The sequence below is a fragment of the Streptomyces sp. NPDC047515 genome, from assembly GCF_040643055.1.
Taxonomy (GTDB): Bacteria; Actinomycetota; Actinomycetes; order Streptomycetales; family Streptomycetaceae; genus Streptomyces.
This window is the reverse complement of sequence record NZ_JBEYTM010000010.1, coordinates 74003-88176: the sequence shown is the minus strand read 5'-3', so window position 1 is coordinate 88176 and position 14174 is coordinate 74003. Positions and strand designations below refer to the sequence as shown.

The 14174-nt window shown below is 72.1% G+C and carries 11 protein-coding genes; 6 read left to right on the top strand and 5 right to left on the bottom strand.

What is annotated here, in order from left to right; all coding sequences use genetic code 11:
• The first annotated feature begins 2 nt into the window (after positions 1–2).
• Entirely contained in the window at positions 3–2483 is a 2481-nt protein-coding gene (locus ABZ826_RS11330; protein ID WP_361445730.1) for an HAD-IC family P-type ATPase, read from the top strand.
• 18 nt (positions 2484–2501) lie between these two features.
• On the opposite strand, the gene ABZ826_RS11325 is transcribed toward ABZ826_RS11330, so the two are convergent.
• From ABZ826_RS11325 to ABZ826_RS11310, 4 genes are all read right to left on the bottom strand, one after another.
• Complete coding sequence (locus ABZ826_RS11325; RefSeq protein ID WP_361445727.1) at positions 2502–3374, bottom strand: DUF5707 domain-containing protein; 873 nt, start codon at positions 3372–3374, stop codon at positions 2502–2504.
• Between the two features lie 246 nt (positions 3375–3620).
• The gene (locus ABZ826_RS11320; protein ID WP_361445724.1) at positions 3621–4553 is read right to left on the bottom strand and encodes a hypothetical protein; all 933 of its coding nucleotides are present in this window, start codon (positions 4551–4553) and stop codon (positions 3621–3623) included.
• A 189-nt stretch (positions 4554–4742) separates the two neighbouring features.
• The gene (locus ABZ826_RS11315) at positions 4743–7946 is read right to left on the bottom strand and encodes a molecular chaperone Hsp90 (RefSeq protein WP_361446028.1); all 3204 of its coding nucleotides are present in this window, start codon (positions 7944–7946) and stop codon (positions 4743–4745) included.
• A 413-nt stretch (positions 7947–8359) separates the two neighbouring features.
• Positions 8360–9295 carry a DUF3027 domain-containing protein gene (locus ABZ826_RS11310; protein ID WP_361445721.1) on the bottom strand — a complete coding sequence of 312 codons (936 nt, stop codon included), beginning with the start codon at positions 9293–9295 and terminating at the stop codon, positions 8360–8362.
• 433 nt (positions 9296–9728) lie between these two features.
• Between ABZ826_RS11310 and ABZ826_RS11305 the strand changes: the two genes are divergently transcribed.
• The 4 genes from ABZ826_RS11305 to ABZ826_RS11290 are packed head-to-tail and all read left to right on the top strand — an operon-like array spanning position 9729 to position 13265.
• On the top strand, positions 9729–11150 hold the full coding sequence (locus ABZ826_RS11305) for an MFS transporter (protein ID WP_361445718.1): 1422 nt from the start codon (positions 9729–9731) through the stop codon (positions 11148–11150).
• Positions 11151–11177: 27 nt separating this feature from the next.
• The gene (locus tag ABZ826_RS11300) at positions 11178–11657 is read left to right on the top strand and encodes a DUF2771 domain-containing protein (protein WP_361445715.1); all 480 of its coding nucleotides are present in this window, start codon (positions 11178–11180) and stop codon (positions 11655–11657) included.
• 38 nt (positions 11658–11695) lie between these two features.
• Complete coding sequence (locus ABZ826_RS11295; protein WP_361445712.1) at positions 11696–12418, top strand: futalosine hydrolase; 723 nt, start codon at positions 11696–11698, stop codon at positions 12416–12418.
• Complete coding sequence (locus tag ABZ826_RS11290) at positions 12399–13265, top strand: 1,4-dihydroxy-6-naphthoate synthase (RefSeq protein ID WP_361445709.1); 867 nt, start codon at positions 12399–12401, stop codon at positions 13263–13265. Before ABZ826_RS11295 ends, ABZ826_RS11290 begins: the two co-directional genes overlap by 20 nt.
• Positions 13266–13298: 33 nt before the next feature.
• On the opposite strand, the gene ABZ826_RS11285 is transcribed toward ABZ826_RS11290, so the two are convergent.
• The gene (locus ABZ826_RS11285; RefSeq protein WP_351081896.1) at positions 13299–13682 is read right to left on the bottom strand and encodes a cold-shock protein; all 384 of its coding nucleotides are present in this window, start codon (positions 13680–13682) and stop codon (positions 13299–13301) included.
• A gap of 220 nt (positions 13683–13902) precedes the next feature.
• On the opposite strand from ABZ826_RS11285, the gene ABZ826_RS11280 reads away from it, so the two are divergent.
• A complete protein-coding gene (locus ABZ826_RS11280) occupies positions 13903–14127 on the top strand; it encodes a hypothetical protein (RefSeq protein ID WP_361445701.1) in 225 nt (74 codons plus the stop codon).
• Positions 14128–14174: the final 47 nt, after the last annotated feature.

Genomic DNA, 14174 nt, shown 5'->3' with positions numbered 1-14174 from the left:
CCATGACGCAGCGGGCACCCCATTCCTCCGACGAGCAGACCCCCGAGGCTTCCGGCTCCGGCGGCCTCCCCGGGCCGGCCATGATCGACGCCGGATCCGAGCTCGACCCGGTCCACCCGATGAAGCTGCCGACCGCGGCCCTGAGCACCCGTGGGCTGACCGCGGCCGAGGTGGCCGAGCGGATCGCCCGCGGTGAGGTCAACGACGTACCCGTCCGCTCGTCCCGGTCCGTCCGCGAGATCGTCCGCGCCAACGTCTTCACCCGGTTCAACCTGATCATCGGCGTGCTCTGGCTGATCATGCTGTTCGTCGCACCGATCCAGGACAGCCTCTTCGGCTTCGTGATCATCGCCAACACCGGTATCGGCATCATCCAGGAGTGGCGGGCCAAGAAGACGCTGGACAGCCTCGCGGTCATCGGCGAGGCCAAACCCACGGTGCGGCGCGACGGCGTCTCGGCCGAGATCTCCACCTCCGAGATCGTCCTCGGTGATCTCGTCGAGCTGGGACCCGGGGACAAGGTCGTCGTGGACGGCACGGTCGCCGAGGCCGACAGCCTGGAGATCGACGAATCGCTGCTCACCGGCGAGGCCGACCCGGTACTGAAGCAGCCCGGCGATCACGTGATGTCCGGCAGCTTCGTCGTCGCGGGCGGCGGCTCGTTCGCCGCCACGAAGGTCGGCCGCGAGGCCTACGCCGCGCAGCTCGCCGAGGAGGCGTCCCGCTTCACCCTCGTCCAGTCCGAGCTGCGCACCGGCATCTCCACCATCCTCAAGTACGTCACCTGGATGATGGTGCCGACCGCGATCGGCCTGATCATCAGCCAGCTCGTCGTGAACAACAACGACTTCAAGGGGTCGGTCGCCCGGACCGTCGGCGGCATCGTCCCGATGATCCCGGAGGGCCTGGTGCTGCTCACCTCGGTCGCCTTCGCGATCGGGGTCGTACGGCTCGGCCGCAAACAGTGCCTGGTGCAGGAGCTGCCCGCCATCGAGGGGCTGGCCCGCGTCGACGTCGTCTGCCTGGACAAGACGGGCACCCTCACCGAGGGCGGCATGGACGTCACCGAGGTGCGGACGCTGAGCGGTGCGGACAACACCTACATCCACCGCGTGCTGGGCGCCCTCGGCGCCTCCGACCCGCGGCCCAACGCCAGCCTGCAGGCCATCGTCGACGCCTACCCGGACGGCGAGGAGTGGCGGTGCACGCAGTCGCTGCCGTTCTCCTCGGCCCGCAAGTACAGCGGTGCCGCGTTCGACGAGGGTGGCGGCCGGGCGTCGGCCTGGCTGCTCGGCGCGCCCGATGTGCTGCTGCCCGACCAGGACCCGGCGCTCACCGAGATCGAACAGCTCAACGAGCAGGGGCTGCGGGTGCTGCTGCTGGCGCGTGCGCAAGGCGCGCTCGAAGGGCCGGACATGGCCACCGGGGCCGTCCCGAGCGCGCTGGTCGTGCTGGAGCAGCGGCTGCGGCCCGACGCCGGGGAGACGCTGGCCTACTTCGCCGACCAGCGCGTCGCCGCCAAGGTCATCTCCGGCGACAACGCGGTCTCCGTCGGCGCGGTCGCCGGAAAGCTCGGCCTGCCGGGCGCCGAGAACACTCTGGACGCCCGCCGGCTGCCCACCGACCCGGACGACATGGCCACGGCCATGGAGGAGAACGCGGTCTTCGGCCGGGTCACCCCGCAGCAGAAGCGGGACATGGTCGCCGCGCTCCAGTCCCGCGGCCACACCGTCGCGATGACCGGTGACGGCGTCAACGACGTGCTGGCGCTGAAGGACGCCGACATCGGCGTCTCCATGGGTTCCGGCTCCGAGGCGACCCGGGCCGTCGCCCAGATCGTGCTGCTCAACAACAGCTTCGCGACGCTGCCGTCCGTCGTCGCCGAGGGGCGCCGGGTGATCGGCAACATCACCCGGGTCGCCACCCTGTTCCTGACCAAGACCGTCTACTCGGTGCTGCTGGCGATCCTGGTGGTCTGCTTCCAGGTCGACTACCCGTTCCTGCCGCGCCACCTGACCCTGCTGTCGACGCTGACGATCGGCGTCCCGGCCTTCTTCCTCGCGCTGGCCCCCAACAAGGAACGGGCCCATCCGCACTTCGTGCGCCGTGTCATGCGGTACGCGATCCCGTCGGGCACCATCGCGGCCGTGGCCACCTTCGCGACGTATCTGATCGCCCGGAGCCACTACGCCGGCACGGGCGCGCTGGACGCGGAGACCAGCGTGGCCACGCTCACGCTGTTCCTGGTCTCGATGTGGGTCCTGGCGATCATCGCCCGCCCGTACACCTGGTGGCGGATCTGCCTGGTGGTGGCGATGGGGGTGGCGTTCCTGATCGTGCTGGTGGTGCCGTGGCTGCAGAACTTCTTCGCGCTGAAGCTGGTGGGAGTGACGATGCCGTGGACCGCGGTGGGGATCGCGGTGGTGGCGTCGGCCGCCCTGGAGTACGCCTGGCGGCTGGTCGGCCGCCGCTTCCCGGCGTAGCGCCGTGCGGCGGCGCGGCTACTTCACGTCGACGAAGTCGCCCGCGGTCGTGATGGCCGGGGTGGTGGACGTACCGGCGAAGCTGTAGCGCCAGTAACCGTCGACCGTGGCCTTGGACGTGGTCTTCAGGTTGCCGGTGCTGTTCGTCTTGATCGTCTTGACCGTGGTGTACGTGGAGCTGGTCTTCTTGCGGAACTGGAGCTTCACCGGCTGTCCGGTGTAGCCGTGGTACGCGTGGTCCTCCCAGTTCGCCCGCGACAGCTTCCCGGTGACCGTGATCGTCCCGCCCTTCTTCACGGGCTCCGGAGCGGCGTTGACCGTCAGCCGGGACAGGCGCTGCACCCGGGCTGTGGTCGCGTAGTCGTTCCACGAAGAGGTTGATTCGTCACCGGCCAGCGCACCGGCGGCAACGTGCCAGGTGCCCGCCAGAGCGTTCTTGTAGAGCTGGTTCCGCGGGTTGATCGTGTACGTCAACGAGCAGGTGGACGTGGTGCTGTTGATCTTCTTGCAGTTCCCCATGTCCTCGTTCGGGATGATCGCCCCGTCGACGCCGTCCTCCGAGACGAGATCGGTTCCGTGCCACAGGAACGCGAAGCCGTCGGAGATGCCGGAGGGGTGCGAGGCGGTGACCGAGATGGTGATCTTCTTCGAGTCCGTGGTCCCGAGGACGATGTTCTTGCCGCCGTTGACGGTGATCTTGGAGATGACGGGGTCCGCGGCGGCCGCACGCGAGACCGCGGCGGGGGCCTTGGCCGCGCTGCCGAACACCTCGGCGGCGGTGGGCACGTGCAGATCGGGTACCGCCGGGCCGTCCGCCTGGGCGGCCGGTACGGCCAGAGCGGACAGGGCCAAGGCGCCGGAGACGGCAGCAACAGTGGCACGAATGCGCATGTGTTTCCCCAGTGGAGAAAGGGGCCCCGCGGGTACGTGGTGCGACCCGGGCGGGGCTCGTCGGGTCTGAGAGTCTGCTGACTCGAAAGACCAGACCTCTTACGCATGTGAAGGGTTGTACGCAAAGTGGATTTCTTGTGTGTCGTCCCGCAGTGAGAAACGCGGCGACCCACGCGGAGGGCCGTGCCCGGGGACGGGAGCCGTCCCCGGGCACGGCCCGCGGTGGTGCGTGTGGCGCGACGGAAATTACTTCACGTCGACGAAGTCACCCGCGGCCGAGACGGCCGGGGTGGTGGACGTACCGGCGAAGCTGTAGCGCCAGTAACCGTCGACCGACGCCTTGACCGTGGTCTTCAGGGTGCCGGTGCTGCTCGACTTGATCGTCTTGACCGTGGTGTACGTGGAGCTGGTCTTCTTGCGGAACTGGAGCTTCACCGGCTGCGTGGCGTAGCCGTGGTACTTCAGGTCGTCGAAGTTCGCCCGCGACAGCTTGCCGGTGACCGTGATCGTCCCGCCCTTCTTCACGGGCTCCGGGGCGGCGTCGACCGTCAGCTTCGACAGCCGCTGCACACGGGCCGTGCCCAGGCCGTCCTGCAGCGCGAAGCCGATCTTGCTGACGTCGGGGTCCCTCGGGTCCTGGCCGTTGTAGTCGACGGCGAAGCCCATCGCCTTCCACGTCGTGGCATCGGCGTTGCCGAACAGGTCGACCTGCGGCCAGATGGCGATCTGCCCCTTGCAGGTGGCGACCGTGGAGGAGACGGCCTTGCAGGTGGGGGCGGCATCGCCGTAGAGCTCGTTCGTCGGGCTCTCGAACGAGCCGCGGTAGAGCTCGACATCGAGCGCGAAGTCCGAGGCGAAGATGTTCACATTGGCGGCGTGCGTCACGGTGAACGTGGTCGGCACGGTCTTCGTGGCGGTGGTGCCCACGGCGATCGGCTTGCCGCCGTTCACCGTGAACTTGGAGAAGGTGAGGTCGAGCTGGCCCGGAGTGCTGACGGCCGCGAGGGAGCGCGCGCCGGACTTGGCACCGGAGCCGGCACCGGTGGTGGACTGAGCGGCACGCGCGACGTCGCTGACGGTCGAGCGGTGCGTGTCGTCGGCCTGGGCCGCCGACGGAATGACAAGGGCGGAGAGAGCCAGGGCGCCGGTCACGGCGGCCACGGTGGCACGAATGCGCATGTTCATTCCCCAACAGGGAGAAGGGGGCCCGCGGCGGTCGTCCGCCAGGGGCCCGAGATCGTCTGTGAAGCCTGGTGGCTTCGCAGGAGAGACCACCGGGAGACGTGAACGGTTGTGCGCCTGCTGGGGAATTCTTGTGCATGCGCTGCGGGCTCCGGCACGGATGTGCTCAGGGCCCGCACCGGCCGGTCAGTCGAACCAGCGGTCCCGGGCCAGTTCCTCCGTACGGGACGGGTCCTCCAGCAGCGCCGCGACCTCGAAGCGGCGCGGCCACTGACCCGCCGCCCAGGCCAGCCCGGCCGCGACGCCTTCCAGCGTGGCGGCGTGCACGGTCCCGTCGGGGGTGCGGCGCCAGTCCAGTTCGACGCCGCCCGCGCGCAGTTCGCCGTGTTCGAGGTACGCCTCCGGGGTTCCGGCGCCGAGCAGCACCCGTACCGGATCCGGCACGCGATGCTCCTCGCCCTCCGTCGTCACCTCCGCCTCGACGCTCTCGCCGAGCCGCCGCACCTGGAAGAGCTCGGCCAGATCGGCCGCGCGCGTCGGGGCGACCGGCAGCAGCGGAAGCCCACGGGTGAGCGGCAGCAGGTCCGGTGCGTCCGCGATCACGGCGTCCGCCGCGTCGACCACCCGGACCCCGCCGTCGACCACGGCCCGCAGTTCGTCGGGGAGCGTGACCTGTTCCGGGTCGAGATCGGCCAGCGCCGTGTACAGGGAGTGCAGTTGTACGGGGCCGACCTCACGGTCCTCGTCCGCGAGCCGGCCGAGGAGTTCGGCGGCGCCGCCGGGCTCGTCGAGGAGCGCGGCCACGGACGTCCGTACGCCGAGGGCGCGCAGCACCTGGGCGTCGTCGAAACCGGTCGCGTCGGCGGAGTCGTACAGTCCGGCCAGCCGCGGGTCGCCGGACGCCGCCCGCAGACCGGCCGGGCGGCGGCCGTCGAGCACGGGGTGGTCGCGCAGCCACCAGGCCGTGTACGGGCGGACGGACCGCGTCGTACCGTCGGGCAGCAGCACCCGTACCGGCTGGGTGAGCGCATCGCGCAACGGCGGCTGGGCGAGCAGCGCGAGCGCCTGCGGCCAGGCGTCGTCGTCGACGAGGTCCAGGTCGCGTACGGCGACGAGTTCGGTGGCGACCGGTGGCACAGGAGAATCGGGCAGCTGGTCGAGGACGTCCTCGCACCACACGTCCACGGCGTCGAGCAGACCGGCGTCGTCGGGCTCGGCGAAGTCGCCCTCGCGGGGCTCCAGTTCGTCCGGGTCCAGGACGACGTCGGCGGCCCGTACGAGGGCGAAGGTGGCGAGCACTCCGCAGGCGGTAAGCGGCTGCGTTCCCCAGCGGTCGGTCAGTTCCTGGTCGCAGAGGGCGAGTTCACCCTCCCGCATGATGGCCGCGAACGGACTTCCGGGCAGCACGAGTTCACCGGCGGGCGCCGGTTCGCCGTCCTCGTCGGGAAGGGCGAGCGCGCCGAGCCAGGGTTCGTCTCCGGGCGCCAGTTCGGCGTCGCGTACGAGGGTGAGGACGGTCTCGGCGAGCTCGTCGGCGTCCAGCGCGTCCTCGTCCCAGATCTCGCCCGCGTCCAGCGAACCGGCGACGGCGGCCCGCACCTGCGGGGTCGTCAGCACGGCGCGGGGCGTGGCGGGCAGGGCGCCCAGCTTCTCCAGCAGCGGATGGGCGGCGTCCGGGTGGGCGACCTTCAGCCCGAGCCGGGCTAGGCGCTCCAGGACCGGGGCGGTGAGGGCGTCCGGGAGCGGGAGGAGGACCTGGCGGGGGCCGATGGTGGTGCGGGGAGCGGCCGGGGTCCCGGCGTCCGCCACCGGCCTGCCGGCGAGCGGGACGGGCAGGCCGGACAGGCGGTCCGGGTCGATGCCGGACAGGCTGTCGTACAGCCGCCGCCACCAGCCGGGGTCGCGTTCCAGCCCGGCGAGCCGGTCGATCGCCTCGGTCAGCGGGACGCGGGCGACGCCGAGGGTGCGCAGTTCGCTGCGGCGCTCCAGTCCGGCGGGCAGCAGACACGGCAGGACCTCGGCGAGCACCCGTACGGTCTCGGCGCCGACGCCCTCCAGCACCTCGGCCTCGATGGGGCGCAGCGCGGTGGTGGCCGCCTCGCGGATGCCCTCCGCCGCCGCGTCCCAGCTGTCCCATCGGTCCGCTTCGGCAGTGGGTTCGCGCGGTGCGGCGGGCTCCAGGAACGCGACGCGCGGCAGCCGCTCCAGGATCGCGCCGCGCAGCGCGCCGTCCAGTTCGCCCTTGCCGAGCGGGCCGGGGACGAGGTCGATGGTGTCGATGGACAAGGGCTGCCAGCCGGCGAGCAGCTCGGCGTACGCGTCGGCCGCGCGCTGCACCAGGAAGTCGGTGAGCGGCCCCGGGGCGGGATGGCGGCGGGTGGTGTCGAGCGGCAGCGACGCGATGAGCAGCGCGGGGATGCCGAGGGGTTCGTCGGTGGGGGTCGGCGCGTGGACGACGGGGGCGGTGCGGGGGCGTACCGGGGCGCCCTCCGCGTCCACCGGGACCGCCCAGGTGACCGACCAGTGCGGGCGCAGCCGTTCCTCGCGGGGCCGGTCGGCGAGCAGGTCGGGCTCGACGACACCGTGCCGGACGGCGGTGCGCCAGCGGTGCGTACCGTGCGCGGAGTCCTCGACGTGGGTGTACGGGCCGTGCTGCGAGCGGCGCAACGTCCGTACGGCGTCCGGGGTTTCGATCGCGATCTCGTCGAGGCCGCGCAGGGTGAGCAGGAGCGCGTCGTCGACCGCGGTGAGCAGCCGGACGACGAGGTCCTCGGCGCCGCCGTCGCGCAGCGGGAGGACGACCACGGTGTCGTACCCGTCGGGTGCGGTGCCCTCGGCGGGCAGCGGGAGCCGCAGCAGCGGTACGTGGCCGTCGCGGCGGCGGAGCTCGTCGCCGAGGCCGGGGCTGGCGACGGCCGCCCGTGCGGCGAGGTCGCGGGCCTCGGCGAGGGACCAGCGGACGCCGCCGTGCCGGCCGACGACGGCGGGCTCGTCGCTCACCGCGAGCACGGCGGCGAACCCGACGCCGAACCTGCCGACAGCGCCCTCATGGCCCTCGCGCTTGGCGGAGGCGCGCAGGGTGGAGAGCGATTCCACGCCGGTGGCGTCGAGGGGGGCGCCGGTGTTGGCGGCGGCGAGTACGGCGGGGGCGTCCGCGGTCGCCGCGTGCAGCGTGAGGCGGAGCCGGCCGGGGACCTGTGCGCGGGCGGCGGCGTCGGCGGCGTTCTGGGCCAGCTCGACGACGAGGCGGTCGCGGTAGCCGCCGAGCGCGAGGTCCTCCTCGGCGTTGGCGTCCTCGCGGAACCTGGCGGGGCCGGCACCCCAGGCGTCGAGCACACCGCGTCGCAGCCGTGCGGTCCCGAACGGATCGGCCCCCTCGGTCGCATTCATGCTCACGCTCTGACTCCGCTCTTCTCCGGTTTACGCGTTGCCCGTGGGGCCAAGTGTGCGCCTGAAGGTACCGGGTCCTCGCGCCGGACGGGGCGCCGCGAACGGCACTCCACGCGGGGGATGGCGCATCTGCCCCACCCAGGGGCCGGGTTCCGTCCTCGAACGCCGGACGGGCCCGGGTGCGGGCCGACCAGGGGCCTCTCGTCCGGATCAGCCCGGATGGGCGCGGAACCGTCCTTGCGCGCCGGGGTGCTCCCACGGCCGAGGCCGCCCTTGCGGGCCGGGGCGTCCCACCGCAGGGACGGCCGGATCAGGCCCGTCCGGCGATCGTGGACGGAACCGGCGCGCCGGGGCCCGCGGGCCTCACCGGGAGCGCGCCCGAGCGCCCCGCAGCCCCGCGCCCCGCGCCCCGCTCAGGAGTGGCCGAGGTCCTCCGTGGGGGTGTCCGGTTCCGCCGGGACCGAGCCGGAGTCCCGGGCCGGGCGCAACGGGTACTCGTCCACCTGCATCGTGTCCAGCGCGTGCGGCGCCGGCTTCGGCGGCTTCGGCATCACCGCCGCCTCCGAATGCCCGCCGCACCCGTACGACAGCGACACCACATGTCCGTCCGCCGGGCCGAACTCGTTCGCGCACACCCCGAACGCCTGCTTCAGCGAACCCGCCAACGGCACCAGGAACGCGCAGGTCACACACGAGGCCGGGGCCGCCTGGGCCATCGGCGTCTTCGCGCCGAACGACTCGTCCCACCGGTCGGCCGCCGCATGCAGCCCGTACCGCGACAGCACCCGCGCCCGCCGCATGCCGAGCTCGTCCGCGAGCGCCGCGATCGAGCCCCGGCTCGTCGTCGCGGGGCGCGTCGTCAGTTCCGCGTCCTCCGCGTCGACGAGGTCGGCCATCTCCTGCGACATCTCGGAGACCGCGGAGTTCGGCGGCGGCTCGTCCTCGCCGGTGTAGCCGGGCTCCAGGCGGATGTCGTCCGCCTCGGTGGGCAGCAGATCGCCGGGCCCCATGTCCCCGGGGCGCAGCCGCTCGCTCCACGGCACCCACTCGGGGGCGAGGAGCGCGTCGCTGCCGGGCAGCAGCACCGTCTCGTCGAGGGTGACGTTCTTCGCGCGGGAGGCGCGCGCCACGGTCACCGCCCAGCGCCAGCCCCGGTAGCCCGGCTCCTTGCACTCGAAGAAGTGCGTGACGACCCGGTCACCCTCGGAGACCACGGCCACATGCTCGCCGACGACCCCCGGCGCGGCTGCTTCCTCGGCCGCCGCGCGGGCGAGATCTACCGCCTCGGCGCACAGACGGTCGGGGACGGGGGTACGGGCCGTACGGCTTCGCGTCGTCGCAGCACTCACAGGTCTCGCTTCTCTCCTACGCCAGTCTCACGAGTGCGCCAGCACATCCATCGATTTCGGCCATGACGGATGCGGGCGGAGCGGACCTGGGGGCCGCGTCGACGTCCACACCCGTTGTGCCTGCCTCGGGCGCACCTTCTGCCATCCATTCTGCGGGATCGCCGATAGGCGCGCGGCCGAGAACAACCGCCGGTGGCGCGCTACGCACGCTACCCTCTCTGCCGCCCCCCGCCCACCTGCCCGTCCCAAACAAGGCCGTATCCGGCTCCGTGCCCGCGCGAAGACCGCCCCGGAACGCCCGACGGCCACCGGCCGGTGCCACCGGGTCCGCCCGGTCAGGACCGGGCGGACGACTGGCCCGACAGGGCGGAGTGCATCCGTGCCCCGGACCGATCCCGGTTCGCGGGTGCCCTCACTGGGGCACTATGACGAGGTGACTTCCGCCAGGTCGCACAAGGATTCCGGCCCGCTCCGCAGGACGGGCCGGACGATCGGTCATGCCCTGCGGACCCCGTTCACCGGCACCGCGAGAGGAATCCGGAAGGCGACGCACGCCCACGGCGCCGGCGAATCCGGGCTCGGCAAGCTGATCGAGCTGCACGCCGTGAACGGCGCGGGCGATGTGATGATCACGATCGCGCTCGCCTCGACGGTGTTCTTCTCCGTACCGACGGACGAGGCCCGCGGCCGTGTCGCGCTCTACCTCGCCGTCACCATGGCGCCCTTCACCCTTCTCGCCCCCGTGATCGGCCCGCTCCTCGACCATCTGCCGCACGGCCGCCGGGCCGCGATGGCCGGCGCGATGCTGGCCCGCGCGGTGCTCGCGCTCACCATGGCGGGCGCGGTCGCCACCGGCGGTCTGGAGCTGTACCCGGCCGCGCTGGGCGTCCTGGTCTGCTCGAAGGCGTACGGAGTGGTGCGCAGCGCGGTCGTGCCACGCCTGCTGCCACCCCGCTTCTCCCTGGTCAAGGCGAACTCCCGGGTCACCCTGGCCGGGCTCCTGGCGACCGGTGTCGCCGCCCCGATCGGGGCGGGGCTGCAGACCATCGGCTCCGGCTGGCCGCTGTACGGCGCGTGCGCGATCTTCATCGGGGGAACCGTCCTCGCCTTCACGCTGCCGCCCAAGGTCGACTCCGCCAAGGGCGAGCGGAAGGCCCAGCTGGTGCTGCCGCACAGCGTGACGTCCGCCCGGCCCGCGACGGAGCGGAACGGAAGGGGTGGCAGAGCGGGGCGCCGGGAGAGGAACGGGGAGAAGCGGCCCGGCCTGAGGTCCGTGGGGCCGTCCGTGCTGAACGGGCTCCAGGCCAACACCGCGCACCGCGCGCTCTCCGGCTTCCTGATCTTCTTCCTCGCGTTCCTGCTGCGCGAGCAGCCGCTCGCCGGACAGAGCGCCGCCGTCTCGCTCGGCATCGTCGGCGTGGCGGCCGGCGCGGGAAACGCGGTCGGTACGGCGGTCGGCTCCTGGCTCCGGGCGCGCGGCCCCGAGGCGATCGTCGCCGCGGTGCTGGCCCTGGCCCTGGGCATCGCCGTGCTCGCCGCCCTGTTCTTCAGCGCCGTCATGGTCGCCGCGCTCAGTGCGACGGCGGGCTTCACCCAGGCCCTGTCGAAGCTCTCACTGGACGCGATGATCCAGCGCGACGTGCCGGAGGAGGTGCGGACATCCGCGTTCGCCCGGTCCGAGACCGTGCTCCAGATGGCGTGGGTGATCGGCGGCGGAATCGGCATCGCCCTCCCCCTCAACGGCGTACTGGGCATGTCGGTCGCCGCCGGCATCCTCGCCCTGGGCGCGGCCACGTCCGTACGGGGCCTGCTGAGCGCCGCTCGGCGCGGCTCGCCGCACCCCCGCGTGGCGTGAACCGGAGCGACCGATAGCCTTCGGCCCATGACCGTTGCGTTCTTCTCCGGCAAGAGCCGTCGAATCGGCGTCGCTCTTGGTGCCGTGTCCGCGGGACTCCTTGTCCTCTCCGCCTGCAGCAAGCCCACGCCGCTCGCAACCGTGACGGTCGGCGGCAACTCGGTGAGCACCGAGGCGTCCTGCTACAACGACGGCAAGGCCCTCAAACCGTCCGAGTACCAGAGCTGCCTGAACAAGAAGGCGGAGAAGTCCGTCAAGGTCGCGATGGACGACAAGGTCCACTTCGGCGTCGACCCGGAGATCGCGGACAACGGCTGGACGCTGTTCATCAACGGTCAGCAGGCCGAGCAGGAGCCGTACAAGAAGACCTACCGGTCCATCCCGGGCAGCGCCTTCTTCTCCAGCCAGACCGGCGAGACCGCGAACAGTACGCAGATCAGCATCGTGGAGACCAAGGGCAAGCAGCTCACGGGCATCTGGCACTTCGAGCTGAAGAAGACTTCCTGACCCTCGTCTGCCCCTCCTGACCTCGGAGGATCCGCCCCGTGCGTGTGCTCGTCGTGACCGCTGTCCCCGCCGAACGGGACGCGGTCACGCGTGCGTTCCAGGACGTGTCCGAACCGTCCGTGTCCGAGGTGCCGGGAGCCCGGATCCACCATGCGGGCCGCCCCGGCGGCTCCGTCGCCGTCGATGTCCTCGCGGGCGGCGCCGGACCGGCCGCCGCGGCCGCCGCGACGGCCTTCGGCCTTGCCTCGGCGCCGTACGACCTCGTCGTCTCGGCCGGGATCGGCGGCGGGTTCGCGTCCGCCGCCCCGGTCGGCTCGCTCGTCGTCGCGAGCGGCATCGTCGCCGCCGATCTGGGCGCGGAGACGCCCGAGGGCTTCGTGCCCGTCACCGCCCTGGGCTTCGGGCGCGACCGGTTCACGCCACCGCCCGCGCGCGTACGGGACGTGGCCGCCGCCACCGGCGCGCTCCCCGGCGAGATCCTCACCGTCTCGACCGTGACGGGCAGCGCCGAGCGCGCCGCAGCCCTGCTCGCCACACACCCGCGGGCCGCCGCCGAGGCCATGGAGGGCTTCGGCGTCGCCGAGGCCGCCGAGCGCTCGGGCGTGGCGGTGCTGGAACTGAGGGCGGTCTCGAACGCCGTCGGCCCGCGCGACCGCGACACGTGGCGCATCGGCGACGCGCTGGCCGCGCTCACCGGGGCGTTCGGGAAGCTCGTACCCGTACTGGAAGGTTGGACCCACCATGACCGACACGACGCATGACCCGTCGAACCCGTTGCACATCGCGTTCTCGCCGTGCCCGAACGACACCTTCGTCTTCGACGCCTGGGCGCACGGAAGGGTCCCCGGCGCGCCCGCCCTCGATGTCACCTTCGCCGACATCGACATCACCAACAAAATGGCCGAGCGCGGCGAACTCGACGTGCTCAAGGTCTCGTACGCGGTGCTGCCCTGGGTGCTGGAGGAGTACGCGCTGCTGCCGTGCGGCGGGGCGCTCGGGCGGGGCTGCGGACCGCTCGTCCTCACCAGGGAGGCGGGGACGGATCTGACGGGGAGGACCGTCGCCGTGCCGAGCGAACGCTCCACGGCGTATCTGCTGTTCCGGCTCTGGGCGGCGGAGGTGGTGCCGGGCGGGGTCGGCGAGATCGTCGTCATGCCGTTCGACGAGATCATGCCCGCCGTGCGCGACGGGAAGGTGGACGCCGGTCTCGTCATCCACGAGGCCCGTTTCACGTACCGGAACTACGGGCTGCACAACCTCGCCGACATGGGCCGGCACTGGGAGGAGACGACCGGGCTGCCGATCCCGCTCGGCGCGATCATCGCCAAGCGCTCGCTGGGCGCGGACATGCTGAAGCTGCTCGCCGAGTCCGTGCGCACCTCGGTACGGATGGCCTGGGACGCCCCGGAGGCGTCACGGCCCTACGTGCTGGAGCACGCCCAGGAAATGGACCCGGCCGTGGCGGACCAGCACATCGGGCTGTATGTCAATGAGTTCACGGCCGACCTCGGCGAGGACGGTTACGCGGCGATCCGCGGGCTGCTGACCCGCGCCGCGGCCGAGGGGCTGGTACCACCCCTCGGCCCGGACGCGCTGTCGTTCGTCTGAGAGCCTGTCGGAAGGCCGGGGCCGGAGGCGGTCCTACACGTCGAGCTGGTCGGCGACCGCGCGCAACAGGCTGCCGATCTTCTTACCGGCCGCCTTGTCGGGGTAGCGGCCGCGCTCCAGCATCGGCGTGATGTTCTCCAGCAGGGTGGTCAGATCCTGCACGATGGACGCGAGCTCGTCCGGCTTGCGGCGCTGTGCGGCCGCGACGGACGGGGTCGGGTCCAGGACCGCCACCGAGAGCGCCTGGTCTCCGCGCTGACCTGCCACGACGCCGAATTCGACGCGCTGGCCGGGCTTGAGTGCGTCGACGCCGTCGGGGAGCACGGAGGAGTGCACGAAGACGTCGCCGCCGTCGTCGCGGGAGAGGAAGCCGAAGCCCTTCTCGCTGTTGAACCATTTGACCTTGCCAGTCGGCAAAGCACGCACCCCATCTCAACCCGTATGCAACCTGTATGCCGGAACAAAGCCTCAGCAGGTCAGGCTATCCAGTGGTGGTGCTCCCCTGCTGGCAGAAGCCTCCCCAGGGGAAGTACCCCTCGTCAAGCCTGGTCATCCGGACTGTGTCCAGAAACGGTGCCTGCGCCGCGCGCGACTCGCCGCGGGACGTTTCGCCGGTGCCGGGAACTACCCTGGCGGGGTGAGTACTACACCTTCTGGCGCAGGTGACCGGCTGGTCCGGATCGGCGCGATCGTCTTCTTCGTCGGCGCACTGTCCACCCTGGCCACCATGGCCCCCCTCTTCCTCGGCACCCATCCGCTCCCGTCCATCGCCTGGTCGCTGTGCATGCTGATGGGCGTGGGCTTCCTGATCGCCGCGGCGGGCGTGGTGCGCTCGGTACGGGCGGGGGCGCCGAAGCGGTAGCGCCGGGGTCGTCCGGCGGGCCGTACCGGTCTCGTGCTCCGGCCGGG

Coding starts and splice junctions, on each gene's coding strand:
- ABZ826_RS11290 (WP_361445709.1), top strand. CDS start 12,399: ATGACCGACACGACGCATGACCCGTCGAACCCGTTGCACATCGCGTTC.
- ABZ826_RS11330 (WP_361445730.1), top strand. CDS start 3: ATGACGCAGCGGGCACCCCATTCCTCCGACGAGCAGACCCCCGAGGCT.
- ABZ826_RS11315 (WP_361446028.1), bottom strand. CDS start 7,946: ATGAATGCGACCGAGGGGGCCGATCCGTTCGGGACCGCACGGCTGCGA.
- ABZ826_RS11320 (WP_361445724.1), bottom strand. CDS start 4,553: ATGCGCATTCGTGCCACCGTGGCCGCCGTGACCGGCGCCCTGGCTCTC.
- ABZ826_RS11300 (WP_361445715.1), top strand. CDS start 11,178: ATGACCGTTGCGTTCTTCTCCGGCAAGAGCCGTCGAATCGGCGTCGCT.
- ABZ826_RS11325 (WP_361445727.1), bottom strand. CDS start 3,374: ATGCGCATTCGTGCCACTGTTGCTGCCGTCTCCGGCGCCTTGGCCCTG.